Raw genomic sequence first — 22,467 nt, 5'->3', positions numbered from 1 at the left:
AGATTTCACAAAAAGACTCGGGACAGTCTACCGGGTCCCGCGGACCACCGACAGGAGCTCCTCCGCGGCGCGTTCGACGGTGTCGTTGACGATGACCTGGTCGAACTCCTCCACGGCCGCCATCTCGTCCCGCGCGGTGGCGAGACGACGCTCGCGCTCCTCCTCGCCCTCGGTGCCGCGACCGACGAGCCTGTTCACCAGCTCGTCCCACGACGGCGGCGCGAGGAAGACGAAGTGCGCGTCAGGCATCGTCTCCTTGACCTGCCGGGCGCCCTGGAGGTCGATCTCCAGGAGCACGGGCTCGCCCTGGGCCAGGCGCTCGTCGACCGGGCCCCTCAGCGTGCCGTACCGGTTCTGACCATGGACCACGGCGTGCTCGAGGAACTCCCCCGCCGCGATGCGACGCTCGAAGTCGTCGCGCGAGATGAAGTGGTAATGGACGCCGTCCACCTCGCCCGGACGCGGTTCGCGCGTGGTCGCGGAGACGGAGATGTAGACCTCAGGTGCCATGTCGCGCAACGTGCGCACGACGGTGCCCTTGCCGACCGCCGTCGGGCCGGCAAGGACGATGAGTCGGCTCATCGACGCTCGCGTTCGACGAGCGCGTCGACCTGGTGCTGGCCGAGGCCGCGGATGCGGCGGGCGAGCGAGATGCCGATCTCCTCCATCACGAGCTGCGCGCGCTTGGGGCCGATGCCGGGAAGGCACTGCAGCAGGTCGCGCACGCGGATGCCGGCCAGGGCCTCATCCGCCTTCGCCCGCCGGATCGCCTCTGCGAGGGACATCTCCCCCCGCGTGAGCTCCTCCTTGAAGACACGTCGCGCGGACCGCACTGCGGTCGCCTTCACCAGCGCTGCCGCGCGCTGCTCATCGGTAAGTTCCGGGGTGGCCATGGCCTCTCCCTCCAAAGTCGGCCTGCGACTAGCGCAGGATGCTCCTCGCTGCGGACGATGCCTCGATGGTGGCCTCGCGCAGCTTCTCGACGACGGGGCCGGCCTGAAGCACGCCCCTCGACTGGTTGACGAGCACGCGACCCCGCGCGTTCCCGAAGACCAGGGACAATTCCGCCGCACCCGCCCCTTGAGCACCCACTCCAGGGGACAGGATGGGACCATTGACCCGGTCCAGATCGATGCCGAGCCGCTGGACGGCGTCCCCCACGGTCGCGCCGACCACCAGGCCGACGTCTCCCATGGGGCTGGCATCGATGTTCAGCGCGGCCGCCTCGTCGGCGACCACGGCCGCGACGGCTCGGCCGTCCGGCGCGATCGCGTGCTGCACCTCCGGTCCCTCGGGGTTCGAGGTGAGCGCCAGCACGAATATGCCCTTGCCGTGCTCCGCGGCAAGATCGAGGGCGGGCTTCAGCGAGCCGAAGCCCAGATAGGGCGAGACGGTGAGCGAGTCCGCCTCGAGCGGGGCGCCGGGCCGCAGGTACGAGTCCGCGTAGCCCTGCATGGTCGAGCCGATGTCGCCCCGCTTCGCGTCGAGCACCGTGAGGATGCCCAGCTCACGCGCGCGGCCCAGCACATGCTCGAGAGCCGCGACCCCTGCGGAGCCGTGACGCTCGAAGAACGCCGCATTGGGCTTGACCGCCGCGCACGCGCCGGCCGCAGCCTCGAGCACCGCATCGCCGAAATCGGCGAGCGACTGCGCCGTGTCCTCCATGCCCCACGCCGCGAGCAGACCCGGGTGGGGATCGATCCCCACACAGAGCGGACCGTACTGGTCCATCGCGGCCGCGAGACGGGCGCCGAACGCCATCCCTACCTCCTTGCGAGCTGCCCCAAATGTGCAGCCATTGACACACTACCTGCGATGTTGGGCGCGCGCGCGGGCGCACGCCGGGCGCGTCGCATCGTCCCCCGGCCAGGGGACGATGCGACGCGAGGGAGTCAGCCGCGCGCGGCGTCCTGAAGGCTCAGCACGTCGAACGGACCGGCCTGGAGCGCCTCGATCGCGAGCACGGCGGCCGAGAGCTGCTGCGTGGTGGTGACGATCGCGATGTCCGCCGCGGTGGCCGCCGCACGGATCTCGTAGCCGTCCGCCCGCGCGCCCTGACCGGACGGGGTGTTGATGATGAGGTCCACCCCGCCCTCGTGGATCACGTCGACGATGGTGGGCTCGCCGTTCGGGCCGCGGCCCTCCGAGTGCTTGCGCACCACGGTCGACGGGATGCCCATGCGCTGGAGCACCTGGGCGGTGCCCTCCGTCGCGAGGATCTCGAAGCCGAGCTGGCGCAGGCGCGCCACCGGGAACGTGATCGAGCGCTTGTCACGGTCCGCGGTCGATACGAAGACCTTGCCGCCGGTCGGCAGACCGCCGAAGGCCGCCGACTGGGACTTCGCGAATGCGAGCGGGAACGTCTCGTCGAAGCCCATGACCTCGCCGGTCGAGCGCATCTCGGGGCCGAGCACCGAGTCGACCGCGATGCCCTCGTGGGTGCGGAAGCGCTTGAAGGGCAGCACGGCCTCCTTGACGGCGACGCGCTGGCTCATGTCGACGCTCGCCGCATCGTGCTCGGGCAGCATGCCGCTCGCCTTGAGCTCGGCGATGGTCGCGCCGGCCATGACCTCGGAGGCCGCCTTGGCCAGCGGGATGCCCGTGGCCTTCGCGACGAACGGCACCGTGCGAGACGCGCGCGGGTTCGCCTCGAGGACGTAGAGCACGTCGGAGACGAGCGCGTACTGGACGTTCATGAGCCCGCGCACGCCGATGCCTCGCGCAAGCGCCTCGGTCGACGTGCGGATGCGCTCGAGCTCGGCCTTGCTCAGCGAGAACGGCGGCAGCACGCACGCCGAGTCGCCCGAATGGATGCCGGCCTCCTCGATGTGCTCCATCACACCGCCGAGGAACATCTCCTCGCCGTCGAACAGCGCGTCGACGTCGATCTCGATCGCGTCGTCGAGGAAGCGGTCCACCAGCAGCGGCGCGTCCGTGGCGTGGTCGCCGACCGAGTCCATGCGGGTGCCGTAGTCCTCGAGCTGCGCGCGGTCGTAGACGATCTCCATGCCGCGTCCGCCGAGCACGTACGACGGTCGCACCAGGACCGGGTAGCCGATGCTCTCGGCGATCTCGACGGCCTGGTCGATGCCGTGCGCAGTGCCGTAGGCCGGCGCGGGCAGCCTCGCGGCATCGAGGACGCGGCCGAAGGCGGCACGGTCCTCGGCGTTGTCGATCGCCTCCGGGCTGGTGCCCAGGATCGGCACGCCCGCATCGGCGAGGCGCTGCGCGAGGGACAGCGGGGTCTGGCCGCCCAGCTGGACGAACATGCCCTTCACCGGACCCACCGCGAGCTCGGCCTCGTAGACCGCCATGACGTCCTCGAAGGTCAGGGGCTCGAAGTAGAGGCGGTTCGCGGTGTCGTAGTCGGTCGAGACGGTCTCGGGGTTGCAGTTGACCATGATGGTCTCGTAGCGGTCCTTGAGCGTCAGGGCCGCGTGGACGCAGGAGTAGTCGAACTCGATGCCCTGGCCGATGCGGTTGGGGCCGGAGCCGAGGATGATGATGGCCTCGCGGTCGCGCGGCTGGACCTCGGTCTCGGCGTCGTAGGAGCTGTAGTGGTACGGCGTGCGCGCCTCGAACTCGGCGGCGCACGTGTCCACGGTCTTGAAGACGGGGAGGACCCCGAGCGCCTTGCGGATCTGGAAGACCTCGTTGACCTTGAGGCCGCGCAGGTCCGCGATCTGCTGGTCGGACAGGCCGTGGCCCTTCGCCTCGCGCAGGAGGGCGGCGTCGACGGTGGGCGCCGACGCGACCTTCGACGCGACCTCGTTCATGAGGAGCATCTGGTCGAGGAACCACGGGTCGATCTTGCACGCGTCGAAGACGCGCTCGAGGCTGATGGTCCCCGCCTCGACGGCGCGCAGGCACTGCTGGACCTGGATGAAGCGCTTCTCCGTGGGGACCTCGATCGCGCGCAGCAGCTCCTCGAGCTCCTCCCCCGCCGGGACGGGACCGTCCCAGTGGAAGTTGGCGCCCTTCTTGTCGATCGAGCGCAGCGCCTTGCCGAGCGCCTCCGTGAAGGAGCGGCCGAGGCTCATCGCCTCGCCCACGGACTTCATGGTGGTGGTGAGCACCGGGTCCGCGGCCGGGAACTTCTCGAATGCGAAGCGGGGCACCTTCACCACGATGTAGTCGAGCGTGGGCTCGAAGCTCGCGGGCGTGGAGCCCGTGATGTCGTTGGGGATCTCGTCGAGCGAGTAGCCGATCGCCAGGCGCGCCGCGATCTTCGCGATCGGGAAGCCCGTGGCCTTCGACGCCAGCGCCGAGGAGCGCGACACGCGCGGGTTCATCTCGATGACGATGATGCGGCCGGTGTTCGGCTCGATGGCGAACTGGACGTTGCAGCCGCCGGTGTCGACGCCGACCTCGCGGATGATCGCGATGCCGATGTCGCGCATGCGCTGGTACTCGCGGTCGGTCAGCGTGAGCGCGGGGGCCACGGTGACCGAGTCGCCGGTGTGGACGCCCACCGGGTCGACGTTCTCGATCGAGCACACGACCACGACGTTGTCGTGCTTGTCGCGCATCAGCTCGAGCTCGAACTCCTTCCAGCCGAGGATCGACTCCTCGAGGAGGACCTCGGTGGTCGGCGAGTAGTGCAGCCCTGCGCCGGCGATGCGGCGCAGGTCCGCCTCGTCGTACGCGAAGCCCGAGCCCAGGCCGCCCATCGTGAACGACGGACGCACCACCACGGGGTACTTCAGCTGCTCGGCGGCGGCGAGGCACTCGTCCATGGTGTGGCAGATCACGGACGCGGCGGAGTCCGCGCCGCAGCGCTCGACCACGCCCTTGAAGAGCTCGCGGTTCTCGCCCAGGTGGATCGCCTCGAGGTTGGCGCCGATGAGCTCGACGTCGTACCTGTCGAGGATGCCGGCCTCCGCCGCGTCGATCGCGGCGTTGAGGGCCGTCTGCCCGCCCAGGGTCGGCAGCAGCGCATCGGGGCGCTCCTTGGCGATCACGCGCTCGATGACCTCGGTGGTGATCGGCTCGACGTACGTCGCGTCGGCGAACTCCGGGTCGGTCATGATGGTGGCCGGGTTGGAGTTGATGAGGATGACGCGGATGCCCTCGGACTTGAGGACGCGGCACGCCTGGGTGCCGGAGTAGTCGAACTCGCAGGCCTGGCCGATGACGATCGGGCCGGACCCGATGACCAGGACGGACTTGATGTCGTCGCGCTTAGGCATTGCGGCCCTTCATGAGGTCGAGGAAGCGGTCGAAGAGGTACGAGGCGTCGTGCGGACCCGCCGCGGCCTCCGGGTGGTACTGGACCGAGAACGCGGGGATGTCGCGGCACTCGAGGCCCTCGACCACGTCGTCGTTGAGGCACACGTGGCTCACGAGCACCTTGCCGTAGCCGTTCGGGGAGTCGGACTCGCCCTCGAGCGGTGCGTCCACGGCGAAGCCGTGGTTGTGCGCGGTGACCTCGACCTTGCCCGTGGTGCGGTCCATCACGGGCTGGTTGATGCCGCGGTGGCCGAAGGCGAGCTTGTACGTGCCGTAGCCGAGCGCGCGACCCAGGATCTGGTTGCCGAAGCAGATGCCGAAGAACGGCACCTTCGCGTCGAGGATCTCGCGGAGCGTCGCCACCGTCGCGTCCGCGGCGCCCGGGTCGCCGGGGCCGTTGGAGAAGAACACGCCGTCGGGGCTCATCGCGAGGATCTCCGCGGCGGGCATGCGCGAGGGCACCACCGTGACGCGGATGCCGCGCTGGGCCATCTGATGCGGCGTCATCGCCTTGATGCCGAGGTCGACGGCCACCACGTGGGCCTGCTCCTCGCCGATCGCGGCGACCTCGTAGGGCTCGGTGACCGAGACCTCGTCCGCGAGGTGCGCGCCCTTCATCTGGGCGGACTCGCGCACCCGGGCCAGCAGCGCATCGTCCGACGCGAGGGCCTCGCCCGAGAAGATGCCGGCGCGCATCACGCCCGCGGTGCGCAGCACGCGGGTGAGCTGGCGGGTGTCGATGCCCGAGATGCCCACCACGCCCTGCGATACCAGGTCCTCGTCGAGGCTCCGCTGGGCACGCCAGTTCGACGGCCGGCGCGCGGGATCGCGGACCACATAGCCGGCGACCCAGTACTGGCGCGACTCGTCGTCCTCGTCGTTGACCCCGGTGTTGCCGATGTGCGGCGCCGTCATCACGACGATCTGCTTGTGGTAGCTCGGGTCGGTGAGGGTCTCCTGGTAGCCGGTCATGCCGGTGTTGAAGACGATCTCGCCGAGCGTCTCGCCGACCGCGCCGTAGGCGCGGCCCTCGAACGTCTGGCCGTCCTCGAGGACGAGGACTGCGCGGGTCGCATCGGTCACGCGAACGCTCCTTCGAAACGGGGGCTGAGGTAGGTGGGCTCGCCACGGAGCAGGGTGGCCACGGCGCGGCCCGGAAGCTCCATGCCACCGTACGGGGTGTTGGAGGCGCGCGACGCCAGCTGGGCGCCGTCGACGGTCCACGCGGCGGCCGGGTCCACCAGGGTGATGTTGGCGGGCTCGCCCTCGGCGAGCGGACGACCGTGCTGGTCGTCGACCTTGCCGATGCGGGCGGGGTTCTCCGACATGAGGCGCGCGACGTCGCGCCAGGTGAGCGCGCCCGTGTCGACCAGGGCCTTCTGGATCACGCCGAGAGCGGTCTCCAGGCCGAGCATGCCGAACGAGGCGGCGGCCCACTCGCAGTCCTTGTCCTCGGCCGCGTGCGGCGCGTGGTCGGTCGCGATGATGTCGATGGTGCCGTCCGCGACGGCGGCACGGAGAGCATCGACGTCGGACTGGGTGCGCAGCGGCGGGTTGACCTTGAACAGCGGGTCGTAGGTCCGCGCGGACTCGTCGGTGAGGAGCAGGTGGTGGGGCGTGGCCTCTGCGGTCACGCTGATGCCGCGGGCCTTCGCCCACCGGATGATCTCCACCGAGCCGGCGGTGGACAGATGCTGCACGTGCACGCGGGATCCGACGTGCTCGGCGAGCAGGGCGTCGCGCGCGACGATCGACTCCTCGGCGACGGCGGGCCAGCCCGCGAGGCCGAGCTCGGCGCTCACCTCGCCCTCATGCATCTGGGAGCCCTCGGTCAGGCGCAGGTCCTGCGCATGCTGGACGATCGCGCCGTCGAAGGTCTTCACGTACTCGAGAGCGCGACGCATGATGACAGGGTCGTAGACGCACACGCCGTCGTCCGAGAACAGGCGGACGTTCGCCTTCGAGTGCGCCATGGCACCCATCTCCGACAGGTGCTCGCCCTTGAGGCCCACCGTGACGGCGCCCACCGGGAAGACGTCGACCAGGCCGATCTCGCGGCCGCGGCTCCACACCTGCTCGACCACGCCCGCGGTGTCCGCGACGGGGTTCGTGTTCGCCATCGCGAAGACCGCGGTCCAACCGCCGCGGGACGCCGCGCGGGAACCGGTCTCGATGGTCTCGGCGTCCTCACGCCCCGGCTCGCGCAGGTGCGTGTGCAGGTCGACCAGGCCCGGGAGCGCGATGAGCCCGGTGGCGTCGACCACCACGGCACCCTCCGGGGCGGCCACCTCCCCCACCGCCGTGATGACGCCGTCCTCGACGAGGATGCTGGCGGTGGTGTCGCCGTACAGCGACGCGTTCTCGATGACGATGGGGCGGCTCACTGGGCGCCCTCCTCTCCGGCAAGCAGCAGGTACAGGGCGGCCATGCGGACGGCGACGCCGTTCGCGACCTGCTCCACGATGACGGAGCGGGGCGAGTCGGCGGCCTCGGCCGAGATCTCGAGGCCCCGGTTCATGGGGCCGGGGTGCATGACGATGGCGTGGTCCGGCAGGCGACGCAGGCGATCTCCGTCGAGGCCGAACAGGCGCGTGTACTCGGCGGGGCTCGGGAAGAATGCCGACCCTCCACCGGTCATGCGCTCGCGCTGGACGCGGAGCATCATGAGCGCGTCGATCTCGTAGGCCTCGAGCGCCTGATCGAGCGTGTGGACCACGTCGCACGGCCACGGCTCGATGCCGACCGGGACCAGCGTGGCCGGCGCCACGAGCACCACCTTGGCGCCGAGCGTGTGGAGCAGGTGGACGTTGGAGCGCGCGACGCGGCTGTGCAGCACATCGCCGACGATCGCGACGGTGAGGCCCGCGAGGTCGGCTCCGGTCGGATCGCTCACCAGGTGGCGGCGCATCGTGAAGGCGTCGAGCAGCGACTGCGTGGGGTGCTGGTGCGTGCCGTCGCCCGCGTTGAGGACGCTGCCGTGCAGCCAGCCGCCATGAGCGAGCTGGTACGCCGCGCCGGAGGCCCAGTGCCGGACCACCACGGCGTCGGCCCCCATCGCCTGGAGCGTGAGCGCGGTGTCCTTGAGGGACTCGCCCTTGCTCACGGAGCTGCCCTTGGCGGAGAAGTTGATGACGTCCGCGCTGAGGCGCTTGGCGGCGGCCTCGAAGGAGATGCGGGTGCGGGTCGAGTCCTCGAAGAAGAGGTTCACCACGGTCTTGCCGCGCAGCGTCGGGAGCTTGCGGACCTCGCGCTCCTGCGTGGCCGCCATCTGGGCCGCGGTGTCGAGGATGAGGATCGCGTCGTCGCGCGACAGGTCCTTGGTCGAGAGGAGGTGGCGCATCGTCACTCCCCCTTCCGCAGGATGACGGCGTCCTCGCCGTCGAGCTCCTCGACGTGGACGTCGACGCGCTCCGACCGCGCGGTGGGGATGTTCTTGCCCACGAAGTCGGCGCGGATGGGCAGCTCGCGGTGCCCACGGTCCACCAGGGTGGCGAGCTGGACCGCACGCGGGCGGCCGAGGTCGCGGATCGCGTCGAGCGCGGCGCGGATGGTGCGGCCCGTGTGGAAGACGTCGTCGACCAGGACCACCACGGCATCGTCGATGCCGGCGGCCGGGACGGTCGTGGTGCCGATGGCGCGCGTGGGGTTCTTGAAGAGGTCGTCGCGGTACATCGTGATGTCGAGCGCGCCGGTGGCGACGTCCGCGTCGAAGCCGGGCTCGATCTCCGCGATGCGCTGCGCGAGACGATGCGCGAGCGGCAGCCCGCGGCTCGGGATCCCGAGGAGCACCACGTCGAGGGCTCCGTCGTTGCGCTCCACGATCTCGTGGGCGATGCGTGTGAGAGCGCGCGAGATGTCCGCCGCCCCCATGATGGTGCCAGTCACCTGGCGACCCCCTTCCCCGCCTCACAGGACGGTCATTAAAGGATGTCTGGGTTGCGGGAGCCACACTACCCGACGGCGGCCCTGATGGGGTGCCGTCCGCGAGAGCGGACGGGGCCCGGACCGTGACGATCCGGGCCCCTTCACCGCTCGGTCGAGCTACTTCCGCACCACGGTCACGGACCTGCTGGGAGCGGACTTGCCCACCGCGTTCTTGGCGATCACGCGGAAGTAGACTGCCTTCCCGCGCGTGCCGACCTTCGCCGTGATCTTCTGCGTGCTCGTGCCGACCGTCTTGAGCGTCGTGTACCTGCTGCCGTCGGTCGAGTACTGGACCACGTATCCGGTGATCGGTGATCCGTTGCCGGACGCCTTGGACCACGAGAACGTGAGGACGCCCGTGGAGCTCGACGAGGCCTTGACGGTGGTCGGCGCGATCGGCTTGCCGGCCGGGACGACCGCGACGGCGGATGAGTACTTGCCCACACCCACGCTCGTGCGCGCAGCCACCCGGAACTGGTACTTCTTGCCGTTGACCAGGCCGGAGGCGACAAGCTTCGTGGTGCCGGCGGACACGGTGCCCGCGCTGGTCCACGCACCGCTGGTGCCCAGGCGCTTCTCGACGACGTAGTACGTCACGGTGCCGTTCGGCGTGGACGGCGCCTTCCACGAGACCGTGGCCGCCTTGTCTCCGCGCGCGACCTTGACGCTGGTGGGCGCCGACGGCAGGCCGAGCGTCACCGAGGACACATCCGTGGCGGGACCGTCGCCGACCGCGTTGATCGCAGCGACCGACACCACGTAGCCGGTGGCACGGCTGAGGCCGGACAACGTGTAGGTCGACGACACCGGGATCTCCGTGGTGGTCCACACATCGCTGGAAGCCTTGCGGTAGGAGAGCCGGTAGCCCGTGATCGCGCTGCCGCCGTTGGCCGACACCGTCCCGATCCGCAGCGACAGCTCACCGAGCTTCGGGGTGATGGAGAGCGTGGGCGCGGCCAGCGGCGCGGTGGCGGTCGCCAGCTCCTTGACGTCGGACCACGGCCCGATGCCCTGCTCGCTGCTGCCCGCGACCCGGAACTGGTACGTCACGCCGTGCTCGAGGTCGAGGATGGTCGCGCTGGTGGCCAGCTCACCCGTCTCGATCTCGGTGGCGGTGGTCCAGTCCGTGTCCGTCGACTTCTCGCGGTACGAGACCACGTAGCTGATGGGCTGATCGGTGCCGGTGCCGGCTCCCGTCAGCTGGCTCCACGCGGCCCTGATCCCTGTTCCGGACCGGGTAAGGCTGAGACCCGTGACCTTCCCAGGAGCGCTCAGCACGGTGAACGGGTCCGCAGCGGACACGGCAAGCACGCGGATCGTGCTGCTCGAACCCACCGGCTCCGCAAGCGCCTTCACCCGCCAGTAGTACTGGGTACCCGAGGCGAGCGCGTCGGGGATGGCGAAGGAGGTGGCGATGGTCTCGAAGCTCTTGACGCCGGTGGTGAAGGCGGCGTCGGTCGCGACCTGCACCTGGAAGCGCGTGGCGCCCACCACGTCGGACTCCCACCGGAGGATGCGGTCGGAGAGCGGGAGCGCCAGTGCGTCGGTCACGCGCAGCGCCGACTGAGGCTGGCCGACCACGAAGGTCTCCTCCGCGCTCCATGCGCTCACGTTCGCCGTCTGGTTCGACGCATCGTGCGCGCGCACCTGCCACTCGTACTCGCCCTGGTCCAGCCCGGCCACCGTCGTGGAGGTCTGCGACACCCCCGTCACGCTGCTCCAGCTCGTGGCGCCGACCTTGCGGTACTGCACCGAGTACTTCAGGGCACCGGGGACCGTGCCCCATGTCAGGCGTACGGTCGAGCCGGCCACGCCGCTCGGATCGGCCGAGCTCGGGGACACGACGACGGGCGTCGCGATGCCGACGCTGAACGCCTCGGACCGCGCGACCCGCCCGGGGTTGCCGTTGGCGTCGAGCGGAGCGACCTCGAAGGCGTAGTTGCTTCCGGGCGGGAGCGGCACGTCCGTCATGGTGGACGGGAACTCGGAATCCGCGGAGGCCGCCGGCTTCTGGGCGATGTAGAAGGGGAACTCGATCTTCTTGGTGGTCCCCTGCTGGACGCTGCCGTTGAAGATCCGCACCTGGTAGCCGCGGCTTCCGCCGTCGAGCTCGCCGGTGGCGCTCTGCGGCGTCCAGGAGAGGCGCACGGAGCCGTCGTCGAGCGTGGTCGCCGCGAGCCCCGTGAGCGACTGGCTCTCCTTCTGCCACACGAACGACTCGAGGCTCTCGTTGTCGATCCCGCCGATCACGCTCGAGGCGGCCGAGGTCCACGTGACCCCGGACACGTTGACGGGGTCGATCGGGCGCACCGATGCGTAGTACGGGTTGGCGGTGGTGTTGTCCGACAGGACGCCGTTGAGACGCAGCCGGGTGCTCGGCGTGCGGAACCTTCCGATCTCCGCGGTCCGCGTCGGGTTGCTGTAGAGGATCACCTCGTAGCCGGGGGCGAAGGAGCCGTCACCGGCTGCCGCCCACGTCATGAGCGACGCCGGCTGTCCGCTGGCCTCAGCCGGGTTGTCCGTGGCGAACGCTTCGAGGTCGAGATCGATGGCCACATCGGACGGCGCCTCGCGATCCTCCGCCTTCACCGTGACGTAGCGGGTCTCGGACCAGCTCGACAGCTGGACCCCGGCAGGGAGCGTGGACGCCTGGTACGCGGTGGTGGATGAACCCGCGTAGTCGACGGCGCGGACCCGCCAGTTGTAGGTGCGGTCGGCCTGGATCCGCTTGGTCTCCGCCGAGTCCCAGAGGCAGGACCCGGCGCCCTTCAGCACCTCGGTCGTGCCGGTGTTGTTGAGGCCCGAGGCGTAGTAGGCGACGATGGTCGCGGACGTGCTCGCGGTGCGGCAGACGAGCAGGTTGGATGCGTCATCACGGACCTCGACCTGGTAGAAGGTCGCGCGAGCGAGCGGCTCCCATTCGAGCTCGAAGTCCGAGAGGTAGACCTCGGGCGCCGTCTCGCGCGTGGTGGCACCTGTGACGCTCGCCGGTGCGGCATCGGGCGCGGACGCGGGTGCATCGGGCGTGTCCTGCGATCCCCACTTCTTGCGGTACTGCTGCACGGCCGATGCCGTTCCAGGGTTGCCGGCGTAGTCGAGCGGCGTGACCTGCCAGTAGCGGGTGCTGTCGGAGGCCTGGGCGGTCGGGATGTAGGTGGTCGTGTAGACGTCCCGTGTGACCGGGTTGAGGATGCGCAAGGATGCGCCGTCGCCTTCGACCGCCGTGCCGAACGTCACGCGGTACTTCGCCGCGCCGGGCACGGCGGCCCAGCTGAACTCGAGATCGGAGTACACCGGGTCGACGCCGTCGACCGGCGTGAGCAGCTCCGGCGCCTGGCTCCACGTGATCTGGAACTCGCGCGCCGGCGACCACGCGCCGTAGGTGGTGCCGGTGCTGGTGGTGCCGTTGTAGAGCACCGCGCGCACACGCCACTTCCACGTCAGCGGGTTGCCGTCGTTGTCGATGCGTGCCAACGGTGCGGACGGCGCGTGCTGCGTGCCGTAGACGGTCGCCGTCGTGATGTTCGCGCCGCCACCGAGGGTGTCGAACGTGTACTCGAGCTGATAGGCGACCGCGCCCGGCACAGGCTCCCACGAGAACACCGTCGCCGCCGGGTACGCCAAGGTCTCCATCGCGCCGGTCACGCCGGGGCCGACGGGCACGGGTGCGGTGTCCGTGCCGGCCTCGATCCACTGCGACTCGGCGGGATCGCCGAGGGTGGCGGCGGCCACGCCCGTGCCGAACGAGGACACGCGCCAGTACACGTCGCCGCCGGTCGGCATGAGCGCGTACCGGGTCACGTGGTCGAGCCCGTAGGTGTCGACCGTGGTGACGGTCCCCGCCGAGAAGGCGCTGTCGGCGGACCACTCGAGACGGTACGCGCTCGCTCCAGGCGCGGCATCCCACTCGAAATGCACGGTGCCGTCGGCGGACTTGCTCGCCTCGAGCCCGACCGGGGCGGGCGGACCCGCAGCCTCCGCCGGGACCGCGACCAGCACGGACCCCACCACCACCGCTGCAAGCACAGCGGACACCACCCTGCGACGACCCATGAGCGAGCCCTTCCCCCAGCACACACGTACGCGCATCACACCGTTGGACACGCTGGCGACAACCTAGTGGAGGGGAATCGGCGCGAGAAGCAGGTATGACGCGCCCTCCCGCCGGACCCCCGTCTACGTGTGACGCAGATCACACCGCACGCCCGACCAGGTGCCTCCGGGAAAGCGACGAGGGCCCGCACCCAGTGGTGCGAGCCCTCGTGCGCTGGAGGTGCGGAGGTCAGCCCTCGCCGCGCGAGAGCGCGGGCGCCTCACGGGCGATGGTGCCGAGCACGCCGTTGACGAAGCCCGGCGAGTCGTCCGTCGACAGCTCCGCAGCGATGGTCACGGCCTCGTCGATCGCGACCGCCACGTCGACCTCGTCGTTGCACAGGATCTCCCACGACGCGATGCGCAGGAGCGCGCGATCGACTGCGGGCATGCGGGGCAGGGTCCACTCGGGCGACGCGTCCTGGATGATCGTGTTGAGCTCGACCCACCACTGCACCACGCCGCGCACGATCTCCTCGGCGTAAGGGGGCAGGCCCGCCTCACGGCCGGGCTCGCGTCGGCGCTCCTCGAGGACCGAGAGGACGTTGGCGCCCTTCTGGTCGGCCTCGAAGAGGATGTCGAGCGCGCGCTTGCGCGCCTTGGTGCGTGCGGACATCAGTCGTTGACGCGCGACTGGTACTCGCCGGTCTGCGTGTTGACCTTGACCTTGGTGCCCACCTCGAGGAACAGCGGGACCTGGATCTCCTTGCCGGTCTGGAGCGTCGCGGGCTTGGTGCCGCCCGACGAGCGGTCGCCCTGGAGGCCGGGCTCGGTGTACGTGACCTCGAGGACCACGGAGCCCGGGAGCTCGAGGAAGATCGGGTTGCCGTTGTTGGAGCCGATGACGGCGGACTCGTTCTCCAGCAGGTAGTCCGTCGCGTCGCCCATGACGGCCTCGGAGACGGGGATCTGGTCGAAGGTCTGCGGGTCCATGAAGATGTAGGACGTGCCGTCGAAGTACAGGTACTGCATGTCGCGACGGTCGACGGTCTCGAACTCGACCTTGGCGCCCGCGTTGAACGTCTTGTCGACCACCTTGCCGGTCAGCACGTTCTTGAGCTTGGTACGGACGAAGGCGCCGCCCTTGCCGGGCTTCACGTGCTGGAACTCGATGACGGACCAGAGGTTGCCGTCGAGGTTGAGCACGGAGCCGTTCTTGATGTCGTTCGAAGTCGCCACAGGGGTGTCCTTACACAGATGTCTGGGAATAGTCCGCAGACGATTCTAGCCGACGCGGCGCGACACGGCCTCGAGCGCCAGCCGGTAGCCCTCGACGCCGAATCCAGCGATGGTCCCGCTCGCCACCCCGCTGATCACGCTGGTATGGCGGAACTCCTCGCGGGCGTGCGGGTTGGTGAGGTGCACCTCGACGAGCGCGAGCCCCGCACCGCTGACCAGCGCGCACGCGTCGCGCAGCGCGTAGCTGTAGTGCGTGAACGCCGCCGGGTTGAGCACCACATGCCAGCCGGCATCCACCGCCTCGTGCATCCAGTGCACCAGGTCCGCCTCATCGTCCGACTGCCGCACCTCGACGTCGAGCTGAAGGTCCGCGCCCCACTGGGTCGCGAGCACCGCGAGCTCGTCATGCGTGGTGGTGCCGTACTTCTCGGGCTCGCGCGTGCCGAGCCTGCGGAGGTTGGGACCGTTGACGACCAGGACGTTCATGGCGCTCAGCGTATCGGGAGACGATGCGAGGGCAACCGCTCCCGCACGGCCGCCACCTCAGTCCTCGCGCCGGTGAAGGACCCTGCCCTGGGAGTCGAGCTCGTCGTGCAGCTCACCGGGCATCACCCACGTGGCGCTGTTGCCGATGATCGTCCCCACGAGGGGCGACGCGCCGTGCTCGGCAGCGAACTCCGAGTCGAGGTTCGCGATGAAGAGCTCCACTCCCGAGGTGTCGCGCGCGGTGTCCATGTAGACGAACGCACGCGGGGTCGCCCAGTAGGTGAACTCGTTGCCGTTGGCGAGCACCTGGGGTGAGGCGATATCGCCGTAGAGGACGATGTCGGTGTCGACACCGGCGAGCGCCTCGACCTGCAGCGGGGCGACGCGGTACTGCTGCTCGAAGCGATCGAACTTCACGGTGTCGCTGTAGAGGGTGAGCCCGATGGCCCCGATCGCGACGGCGGCGATGCATGCCACGCGCCACCTCGCGAGCAGCGCGACCACCAGGGCCGGAACAAGCCCGAGCATCGTGACCGCCCACCAGGAGGCGGGCCACGCGTCCGTCGCGTCGATGCGCATGAGGTGTGCGACCCCTGCAACGTGAGCGGGAGCGACGATCCAGTCACCCGACTCGGCGGGCACCTCGGCCTGGAGCATCCACGCCGCACCGAGACCCCCGATCGCGCCGAGCACGACGACGACCCAGGGCAGCACACGCGGCACGCCGCGCCACAGCATGACGAGTCCGATGACGGCGAGCGGGATCAGGAAGGCGTCGAGGTAGCGGCCATAGATGAAGACGTGCGCGCGCCCGTTCACCGTCTCGCCGTTGGCAAGCAGAAGCGGCACCGCCGCGCTCATGGCGACCAGGACCACGGAGACCGCGGCGGCCGGGCCACGCCAGGACTCGCGACGGGCTCGGGCAAGTAGCGCTGCTCCCCCGATGACGGTGAGGCCGGCCCACGCGGCGACGGTGTACCAGAGCTGCCCGGCTGCGAGGCCCAGATAGGACGCGACGTCGACGTGTGCGATGTCGTTCAGCGTCTTCCCGACCCGCTCATCCTCGAGATAGATCGTGGAACCGATGTACCGGTGCAGCCCGTAGGCGACCCCGAGCACCGCGACGCCGGACGCCACCACGGCTGCCGCGTCCTTGAGGCGTCCCCGCAGGAGCACCGCACCGACGACGAGCACGGCGAGGGCGAAGGGCAGCGCCCGCCCGTGCGCGAGGAAGGTCGTACCGGCGACCGCTCCGAGGTAGACCGGCGTCCGACCCGGCGACGCGATGTCCAGACGGAGCAGCAGCAGCACTGCCACCGCCACGCACAGGACCAGAAGGTTCTCGCCCCAGACGTAGTTCGACTCCAGCGCGCGCGAGGGCGCCACCACCACGATGGCGGCCAGCACGGTGGCGACCCGCGGCGGTGCGCCGACCTCGCGCGCGATGGCGCGCAGCGGCAGGATCGTCAGCAGCCCGACCAGGGCCACGATGATCACGGCGATCCGATACGCGACCTCCGGGTCGGAGGTGACCCACCACACGGGAGTCAGCAGCATGCTGGTGCCCGGCATGTAGGAGTTGGCGGCAAGCATCCACGTGGCGTCGGGGTGAGCGAACAGGTAGGCGTTCCCAAGATTGCCGACCTCGTCCGCGCGGAAGACCGGTGCCACCGATCGCCACTGCACCGCGACGAGCACAGCGGCGGCCACCAACCAGGCAGTCGCCCCGGCCCAACGGGGCAGGTCCGACTGCGCCCGAGGGGCACGCGGCCCTTGCTTGATCGGGAGACGGGAGCCGTCGTCGGCATTCCGGTCCACGGCCACCGTCACTCCGTCAGTCATGGCCGGGAGCATACCCCGGTACGTGCCCCTCGCCCGCGCCTGCTGCGCGGGAGACGCACGCTCCCCGCCGCGCGCGGATCAGCTCGCAACCGCGCTGTACGCAGCCTGCACCAGCGCCGGGTCCGGACCCTCGAGACGCACGGGGTTGCCGATGCCCGCGAGCACCACGAAGCGCAGCAGGTCGCCGCGGGTCTTCTTGTCGCGTCGCATGGCCGTGAGCAAGGCATCCCAGCGATGGCCGGGATAGGACGTCGGGAGACCGAGGCCGCCGAGGATCGCGCGGTGCCGCTCGACCTCCTCCTCCGTGAGCCGACCGGCCAGGTGAGCGAGCTCGGCCGCGAAGACCATGCCCACCGAGACTGCGGCGCCATGGCGCCACTGGTAGCGCTCGGTGTACTCGATCGCGTGGCCGAACGTATGGCCGTAGTTGAGGATCTCCCGCAGGAAGGACTCCTTGAGGTCCGCGGCGACCACATCGGCCTTGACCTGCACCGCGCGCGCGATGAGCTCGGTGAGCACCGCCCGCGCCTCGATCCCCAGCCCCGCTGCGCTCACCTGACCGTCGGCGCGCGAGCCGCTCTGCGCATCGTCCGCCCTGAGGAGCGCGAGGTTGTCCTCGACGATGCTCAGGATCTCGAGGTCCTTGATGAAGCCGCACTTCACCACCTCGGCGAGGCCGGCGACGATGTCGTGGCGCGGAAGCGCATCGAGCACCCGGACATCGCACCACACCGACAGCGGCTCGTGGAACGCGCCTACCAGGTTCTTGCCCTCGGTGGTGTTGATGCCGGTCTTGCCGCCCACCGCAGCGTCCACCATCGCGAGGAGCGTCGTGGGGACCTGGATCACCCCGACGCCGCGCAGCCAGGTCGCGGCGACGAAGCCCGCAAGATCGGTGACGGCGCCGCCCCCGAGTCCGATCACGATGTCGCTGCGGGTGAAGTCGGACTTGCCGAGCACCTGCCAGCAGAATGCGAGGACCTCCGCGGTCTTGCCCGCCTCGGCGTCCGGGACCTCGGCCACCACCACGGTGAGGCCGCGGTCCTCAAGCAGACGATGCAGCGCGTCCACCTGGGGACGCAGCGGCGCGGCGGAGACGATGAGCACGCGCGACGCTGACTCGGGGACCGCCGCCGCCACATCTGGCAGGAGATGCTCGCCCACCGTGACCGTGTACGGCGACGCGGTTGCGACCGCGATGGTGTGGGCGACGGTCATGCGTGCTCCTTCATGGCGTCGTCGATCTGCGCGGCGACCTGCGCCGGCGTCGACCTGTCGGTGAGGACCGTGACGGTGGCGAGCCGCTCGTAGATGGGCCGGCGCGCCTCCATGAGCGCCACCCACTGCGCGCGCGGGTTGCCTACCAGGAGCGGGCGCGAGGCGTTGAGACCCACGCGGGGCGCGGCCGCGGCGAGCGTCACGTCGAGGAAGACCACCGCTCCCCCGTCGTGGGCGTACGCCTCGAGGAGCGCCTGCGTCTCCGGTGCGAGGATCGCGCCTCCACCGAGCGCGAGGACACCTTCGTGCTCGGCCAGCGCGGTCGCGACGGCCTCGCGCTCGAGCTCGCGGAAGCGCGCCTCACCATCCTCGAGGAAGATGTCGGCGATCGCCTTGCCCGCGTGCGCCTCGACATCGGCGTCCGTGTCGCGACGGTCCGCCCCCCACAGTGTCGCGAGCTTGGCCGCGATGGTCGACTTGCCTGAGCCGGGCGGTCCGATGAGGACGGCGCGCGGAGCCATCAGCGCAGGTGCTCCGGGATAGCGGCGACGTAGGACTCGATGTTGCGTGCGACCTCCGCGACCGAGTCTCCGCCGAACTTCTCGAGGAGCGAGTCGGCGAGGGTGAGCGCCACCATGGCCTGCGCGACCACGGCCGCAGGCGCGACGGCGCACACGTCGGAACGCTGGTGGATGGCCTTCGCCGCCTCGCCGGTCGCCGTATCGATGGTGTCCAGCGCACGCGGAACCGTGCTGATGGGCTTCATCGCGGCGCGCACACGGAGCGGCTCGCCGTTGGTCATGCCGCCCTCGACACCGCCCGCGCGGTTGGTGCGGCGCGTCACGCCGTCCTCGCCGTACTCGATCTCGTCGTGCGCCTGCGAGCCGCGGCGCGCTGCGGTGCGGAAGCCGTCGCCGACCTCGACACCCTTGATCGCCTGGATGCCCATCAGTGCCGCAGCGAGCCGGGCATCGAGGCGGCGGTCCCAGTGGACGTGGCTGCCGAGCCCGACGGGGACGCCGTACGCGACCACCTCGACCACGCCGCCGAGCGTGTCGCCTGCCTTCTGGCAGTCGTCGATCTCCTCGAGCATCGCGCGCGAGGTCTCGGCGTGGAAGCAGCGGATGGGATCGGCGTCGAGGTCGGCCGTCGCGTCCGCCGGCGGCAACGGTGCATCCTCCGGCACGGCCACCGGTCCCACCTGGACGGTGTGCGCGACCAGCCGGATACCCGCAGCCTGCTCGAGGAAGTTCTCGGCCACCTGGCCGAGCGCGACGCGGGCCGCCGTCTCCCGGGCGCTCGCACGCTCCAGGACCGGTCGAGCGTCGTCGAAGCCGTACTTGGTCATGCCGACCAGGTCCGCGTGGCCCGGGCGGGGACGCGTGAGCGCCGCGGCGCGGGCGCCAGTGAGCTCCTCCGGCGCGACGGGATCCGCCGACATCACGGTCTCCCACTTGGGCCACTCGGTGTTGCCCACCATGATTGCGACGGGTCCGCCCTGGGAGAGGCCGTGACGGACGCCGCCCAGGAAGGTGACCTGATCCTGCTCGAACTGCATGCGCGCGCCGCGCCCTGCGCCGAGGCGCCGGCGTGCGAGGGCCGCCTGGACCTCGCTGCTGGTGATCTCGACGCCGGCCGGGAGACCCTCGAGGGTGCCGACCAGCGCGGGGCCGTGGGATTCGCCTGCGGTGAGCCATCTGAGCATGGCCGTCATTCTTCCACGACTGGACACCCGGTCCGGATGCTGAGACGCCCGGGAGGGCCGCCCTTGTCGGACGGCCCTCCCGGGCGTGCGGTCGTGGCGCGGTCCGAGACCGCCGATCCGCTCCTGCTAGTCGTTGACCGGTTCGAAGGCGTTGGGCGTCTTGGCGCCCTCCTTGTAGGTGGGAACCTTGCCGGCCTCCTCGACGGGGTACGAGAGGTCCTCGTTCACCAGCGAGAAGATGGTGCCGGAGATGGTGGCGACCCACTGGGTCTCCTCAAGGGCCGGACGACCGGGCTTGTCGTCCTCCTGCTCCTCGGCCTGCTCGATCACCAGGCTCGAGATCGAGAAGAAGCGGTCCTTCTGGGTGTAGAGCGCCTTGATGAGATCCAGGATCTTGTCGTGGTCACCCTCGGTCGTGATGGTGACCGTCATGCCCTGGAGCCCCTCGAAGAGCGCCTCGGCGGCGGGCTGAGCGGTGTCGGTGGCAGAGGTCCCGTCATCCGCTGCCTCGGCGTCAGCCGTCGCGGTCGGCTCGGGCGTCGGCGTGGCGGTCGCCTCGGTCTCGGACTCGGCCGCCTCCTCCTCGTCGACCGTGGCCGGGAGGTTGAGGTCCGCAAGCTCCAGCGGATCGATGGTGAAGGCTCGACCCACCGTGTACTGGACGTTGGGCAGCTCGAGATCGTCCAGCTCCTTGGTGAAGAGTCGCACGAACTCGTTCGCCTCGGGCGTGGGAGGCATGTCCATCGCGATCTTCGCGATCTGCTCGCGCCAGTCGGGGACGTCCTCAGAGAGCGCCTTCATCCGCTGGATCTCGAGCGAGAGCCGATCGTTCTCGTTGCGCGCGGCCTCGGCCGCGGACTGCGCATCCGCCTGCTTGTCGAGCTCGGGCGAGATGAGCAGGAACCACGCACCCGCGGCGAGGATCGCCGCGACCAGGGTGCCGAGCAGCACCCACACTCCAGTGCTCTGCTGAGCCTTCATCAGCTGTCCTCCCCCGTGATCGCCGCGAGGACGTCCGGGTCCGCCTCGGTCTGCTCGGTCACGGTGCGCCCGGACAGAGCGTTGTAGGTGATGCGCACCGAGCCGGTGTACTCGTACCACTCGTCTGGGTGGTCCTCATCGCTCTGCATCGTCTGGCCCTCGATCCACGCGCCCTCGAAACCGGGCAGCGCGTTGAGCGCGTCGACCAGGTCGGGGATCGTGATGGCCTCCACGGACCTGCCCGTGAACGAGACCTGACCCATGTCGAGCTGGTCGAAGACCGTGCCGGGAGCACCGACGGTCGCGTACGGGGTGACCTGCGTCACCTGGAGCGAGGAGAACTGGATGTCCTCCGGGAACGCCTTCATCAGGCTCGCGAGCTGCGCCGACCAGTCGATGTCGGTGGCGCCGGCCCACAGGCGGGCGAACACGGAGTTCTCGTAGTCGTCGGAGACGCCGTTGACGTACTCGTAGGACGCGAGCTCGGTGGTGAGCTGCGGGGTCTTGGCCTGCTCCGCGGCGAGGTCGTCCTCGGCGTTCTTGCGTGCCTCGAAAGCGTAGAACCACGCACCGCCGAGCAGGAGCACGAACGCCAGCAGGGCGAACAGGATCAGGCCCTTGGCACGCCCCTGCGTGCGCCGCGCCTCGATCTCGGGCGGCAGCAGGTTGACCTGAGGCGCCTTGGGCGCCTTGACCGACTCAGGAACCGGGTTCACGAGACCTCCCCGAATGCGAGGCCGACGGCGATCGGCACCATGGACTCGAGACCGCTCAGGGTCTCGCGGGACACCTTCTTGCCCGCGGACACGCGCGCGAACGCGTTGCCGTAGGTCACGCGCAGGCGGCTCGCGGAGGCCAGCCCCTGACCGAGTCCCGGCGTGTAGGCACCGCCGCCGGTGATGACCACCTGGTCGATCGCCGAGCCGGGATTGGAGCTCGCGTAGTACACGAAGGTGTTGCGGATGCCTTCGACCAGGCCGCGGAGCGCCGTGTCCACCGCCTCGCGGACGTCCGCCGGCGCGCTGCCGAGCTGCTGCTTGAGCTGCTCGGCCTGCACCGCGTCGACCTTCGCCGTCGACATGATCGCGGAGCTGATGCTCTGGCCGCCGTCGGCGAGCATGCGCACCAGGCGGGGTGAGCCCTGTGCCGCGATCGCGACCGTGGTGGTGCGCGCGCCGATGTCGACGAACGCGACCACCTGGTTGGCGATCGCATCGGTCATCTGCGCACGCAGCAGCGCGAAGGCGCCCAGATCCACCTGCACGGGCCGCAGCCCGGCGTTCTCGACCGCGAGCACGTTCTGCGCCACGAGCGCCTTGGGTGCCGCGACCAGGATCCCGCGCAGCAACGACGCGTTGTCGGTGTCGCGCTGGCTGGTCGGGTAGAAGTCCAGCAGCGCCTCGTCCGCGGACATCGGGAGCATCTCCTGGACCTGGAACGGCAACGAGCTGCGCAGCTGCGGGAGCGGCATCTCGGGGAGCTCGAGCTCACGCACCACGACGGCCGGGGTGTCGACCCCGACCACGACCTCCTTGGTGCTGAAGCCGCCCGCGTGATACGCCTTCTTGATGGCCGCACCGACGGCGGAGACGTCGACGACCTCGGCCTGCTGCACCGCGCCCGACGGCAGCGGTGCCCGCGCGAATGCGGTCAACGTTCCCTTGCCGCCCGCGGCCGGTCCCTTCCCGGCGAACTCGACCTCGGCAAGGCGCACCTCGGTGCTGCCGATGTCGAGGCCTATCCTCTTGACTGCCACGGCACTCCCTCTTCTCGAGCCACGTTGTCTTCCCTATCGGTCACTAGCCCCGGGT

Annotated in this window: 19 protein-coding genes; all 19 read right to left on the bottom strand. The window is 70.2% G+C overall.

What is annotated here, in order from left to right; translation table 11 throughout:
- Positions 1-27: 27 nt before the first annotated feature.
- On the bottom strand, positions 28-582 hold the full coding sequence (gene gmk, locus AOM00_RS15410; protein ID WP_062517184.1) for a guanylate kinase: 555 nt from the start codon (positions 580-582) through the stop codon (positions 28-30).
- Entirely contained in the window at positions 579-893 is a 315-nt protein-coding gene (mihF, locus tag AOM00_RS15405) for an integration host factor, actinobacterial type (RefSeq protein WP_042212116.1), read from the bottom strand. The genes gmk and mihF overlap by 4 nt, the downstream gene beginning before the upstream one ends.
- A gap of 28 nt (positions 894-921) precedes the next feature.
- Positions 922-1,761 carry an orotidine-5'-phosphate decarboxylase gene (pyrF, locus tag AOM00_RS07415; protein WP_062306249.1) on the bottom strand — a complete coding sequence of 280 codons (840 nt, stop codon included), beginning with the start codon at positions 1,759-1,761 and terminating at the stop codon, positions 922-924.
- A gap of 131 nt (positions 1,762-1,892) precedes the next feature.
- Positions 1,893-5,189 (bottom strand): carbamoyl-phosphate synthase large subunit, encoded by a 3,297-nt coding sequence (carB, locus tag AOM00_RS07410; RefSeq protein WP_062517183.1) that lies wholly within the window; start codon positions 5,187-5,189, stop codon positions 1,893-1,895.
- On the bottom strand, positions 5,182-6,312 hold the full coding sequence (gene carA / locus AOM00_RS07405) for a glutamine-hydrolyzing carbamoyl-phosphate synthase small subunit (RefSeq protein ID WP_062517182.1): 1,131 nt from the start codon (positions 6,310-6,312) through the stop codon (positions 5,182-5,184). The genes carB and carA overlap by 8 nt, the downstream gene beginning before the upstream one ends.
- A complete protein-coding gene (locus AOM00_RS07400) occupies positions 6,309-7,613 on the bottom strand; it encodes a dihydroorotase (RefSeq protein WP_062517181.1) in 1,305 nt (434 codons plus the stop codon). The genes carA and AOM00_RS07400 overlap by 4 nt, the downstream gene beginning before the upstream one ends.
- Complete coding sequence (locus tag AOM00_RS07395) at positions 7,610-8,569, bottom strand: aspartate carbamoyltransferase catalytic subunit (protein WP_062517180.1); 960 nt, start codon at positions 8,567-8,569, stop codon at positions 7,610-7,612. The genes AOM00_RS07400 and AOM00_RS07395 overlap by 4 nt, the downstream gene beginning before the upstream one ends.
- Positions 8,570-8,571: 2 nt before the next feature.
- Positions 8,572-9,114: a bifunctional pyr operon transcriptional regulator/uracil phosphoribosyltransferase PyrR gene (gene pyrR, locus AOM00_RS07390; protein ID WP_439644918.1), complete on the bottom strand. Its 543-nt coding sequence runs from the start codon at positions 9,112-9,114 to the stop codon at positions 8,572-8,574.
- Positions 9,115-9,270: 156 nt separating this feature from the next.
- Entirely contained in the window at positions 9,271-13,206 is a 3,936-nt protein-coding gene (locus tag AOM00_RS07385; RefSeq protein ID WP_156159082.1) for a fibronectin type III domain-containing protein, read from the bottom strand.
- Between the two features lie 229 nt (positions 13,207-13,435).
- The gene (nusB, locus tag AOM00_RS07380; RefSeq protein WP_062517177.1) at positions 13,436-13,861 is read right to left on the bottom strand and encodes a transcription antitermination factor NusB; all 426 of its coding nucleotides are present in this window, start codon (positions 13,859-13,861) and stop codon (positions 13,436-13,438) included.
- Entirely contained in the window at positions 13,861-14,424 is a 564-nt protein-coding gene (efp, locus tag AOM00_RS07375; protein WP_062306224.1) for an elongation factor P, read from the bottom strand. The genes nusB and efp overlap by 1 nt, the downstream gene beginning before the upstream one ends.
- Positions 14,425-14,469: 45 nt before the next feature.
- Positions 14,470-14,910 carry a type II 3-dehydroquinate dehydratase gene (gene aroQ / locus AOM00_RS07370; protein WP_062517176.1) on the bottom strand — a complete coding sequence of 147 codons (441 nt, stop codon included), beginning with the start codon at positions 14,908-14,910 and terminating at the stop codon, positions 14,470-14,472.
- A 57-nt stretch (positions 14,911-14,967) separates the two neighbouring features.
- Positions 14,968-16,752: a hypothetical protein gene (locus tag AOM00_RS07365; protein ID WP_156159081.1), complete on the bottom strand. Its 1,785-nt coding sequence runs from the start codon at positions 16,750-16,752 to the stop codon at positions 14,968-14,970.
- Between the two features lie 78 nt (positions 16,753-16,830).
- Complete coding sequence (gene aroB, locus AOM00_RS07360) at positions 16,831-17,970, bottom strand: 3-dehydroquinate synthase (RefSeq protein WP_062517174.1); 1,140 nt, start codon at positions 17,968-17,970, stop codon at positions 16,831-16,833.
- Positions 17,967-18,491, bottom strand: coding sequence for a shikimate kinase (locus tag AOM00_RS07355; RefSeq protein WP_062517173.1), 525 nt, complete (start codon positions 18,489-18,491; stop codon positions 17,967-17,969). The genes aroB and AOM00_RS07355 overlap by 4 nt, the downstream gene beginning before the upstream one ends.
- Entirely contained in the window at positions 18,491-19,675 is a 1,185-nt protein-coding gene (aroC, locus tag AOM00_RS07350) for a chorismate synthase (protein WP_062517172.1), read from the bottom strand. The genes AOM00_RS07355 and aroC overlap by 1 nt, the downstream gene beginning before the upstream one ends.
- Positions 19,676-19,801: 126 nt before the next feature.
- A complete protein-coding gene (locus AOM00_RS07345; RefSeq protein WP_156159080.1) occupies positions 19,802-20,656 on the bottom strand; it encodes a hypothetical protein in 855 nt (284 codons plus the stop codon).
- On the bottom strand, positions 20,656-21,372 hold the full coding sequence (locus AOM00_RS07340) for a PilN family protein (RefSeq protein ID WP_062517170.1): 717 nt from the start codon (positions 21,370-21,372) through the stop codon (positions 20,656-20,658). Before AOM00_RS07340 ends, AOM00_RS07345 begins: the two co-directional genes overlap by 1 nt.
- Positions 21,369-22,412, bottom strand: a complete 1,044-nt coding sequence (gene pilM, locus AOM00_RS07335) for a type IV pilus assembly protein PilM (protein ID WP_062517169.1) — start codon at positions 22,410-22,412, stop codon at positions 21,369-21,371. The genes AOM00_RS07340 and pilM overlap by 4 nt, the downstream gene beginning before the upstream one ends.
- Between the last annotated feature and the right edge of the window lie 55 nt (positions 22,413-22,467).

The organism is Demequina gelatinilytica, from assembly GCF_000971115.1.
GTDB lineage: Bacteria > Actinomycetota > Actinomycetes > Actinomycetales > Demequinaceae > Demequina > Demequina gelatinilytica.
Note: the sequence above shows the minus strand (reverse complement) of the source record. Positions and strands in the feature narration are given on the sequence as shown.

What these genes read in the sequence shown, in the direction of transcription:
- gmk (WP_062517184.1), bottom strand. Translation starts at nt 582, where the DNA reads ATGAGCCGACTCATCGTCCTTGCCGGCCCGACGGCGGTCGGCAAGGGC.
- mihF (WP_042212116.1), bottom strand. Translation starts at nt 893, where the DNA reads ATGGCCACCCCGGAACTTACCGATGAGCAGCGCGCGGCAGCGCTGGTG.
- pyrF (WP_062306249.1), bottom strand. Translation starts at nt 1,761, where the DNA reads ATGGCGTTCGGCGCCCGTCTCGCGGCCGCGATGGACCAGTACGGTCCG.
- carB (WP_062517183.1), bottom strand. Translation starts at nt 5,189, where the DNA reads ATGCCTAAGCGCGACGACATCAAGTCCGTCCTGGTCATCGGGTCCGGC.
- AOM00_RS07395 (WP_062517180.1), bottom strand. Translation starts at nt 8,569, where the DNA reads ATGCGCCACCTCCTCTCGACCAAGGACCTGTCGCGCGACGACGCGATC.
- AOM00_RS07385 (WP_156159082.1), bottom strand. Translation starts at nt 13,206, where the DNA reads ATGGGTCGTCGCAGGGTGGTGTCCGCTGTGCTTGCAGCGGTGGTGGTG.
- nusB (WP_062517177.1), bottom strand. Translation starts at nt 13,861, where the DNA reads ATGTCCGCACGCACCAAGGCGCGCAAGCGCGCGCTCGACATCCTCTTC.
- aroQ (WP_062517176.1), bottom strand. Translation starts at nt 14,910, where the DNA reads ATGAACGTCCTGGTCGTCAACGGTCCCAACCTCCGCAGGCTCGGCACG.
- AOM00_RS07365 (WP_156159081.1), bottom strand. Translation starts at nt 16,752, where the DNA reads ATGACTGACGGAGTGACGGTGGCCGTGGACCGGAATGCCGACGACGGC.
- aroB (WP_062517174.1), bottom strand. Translation starts at nt 17,970, where the DNA reads ATGACCGTCGCCCACACCATCGCGGTCGCAACCGCGTCGCCGTACACG.
- AOM00_RS07355 (WP_062517173.1), bottom strand. Translation starts at nt 18,491, where the DNA reads ATGGCTCCGCGCGCCGTCCTCATCGGACCGCCCGGCTCAGGCAAGTCG.
- aroC (WP_062517172.1), bottom strand. Translation starts at nt 19,675, where the DNA reads ATGCTCAGATGGCTCACCGCAGGCGAATCCCACGGCCCCGCGCTGGTC.
- AOM00_RS07345 (WP_156159080.1), bottom strand. Translation starts at nt 20,656, where the DNA reads ATGAAGGCTCAGCAGAGCACTGGAGTGTGGGTGCTGCTCGGCACCCTG.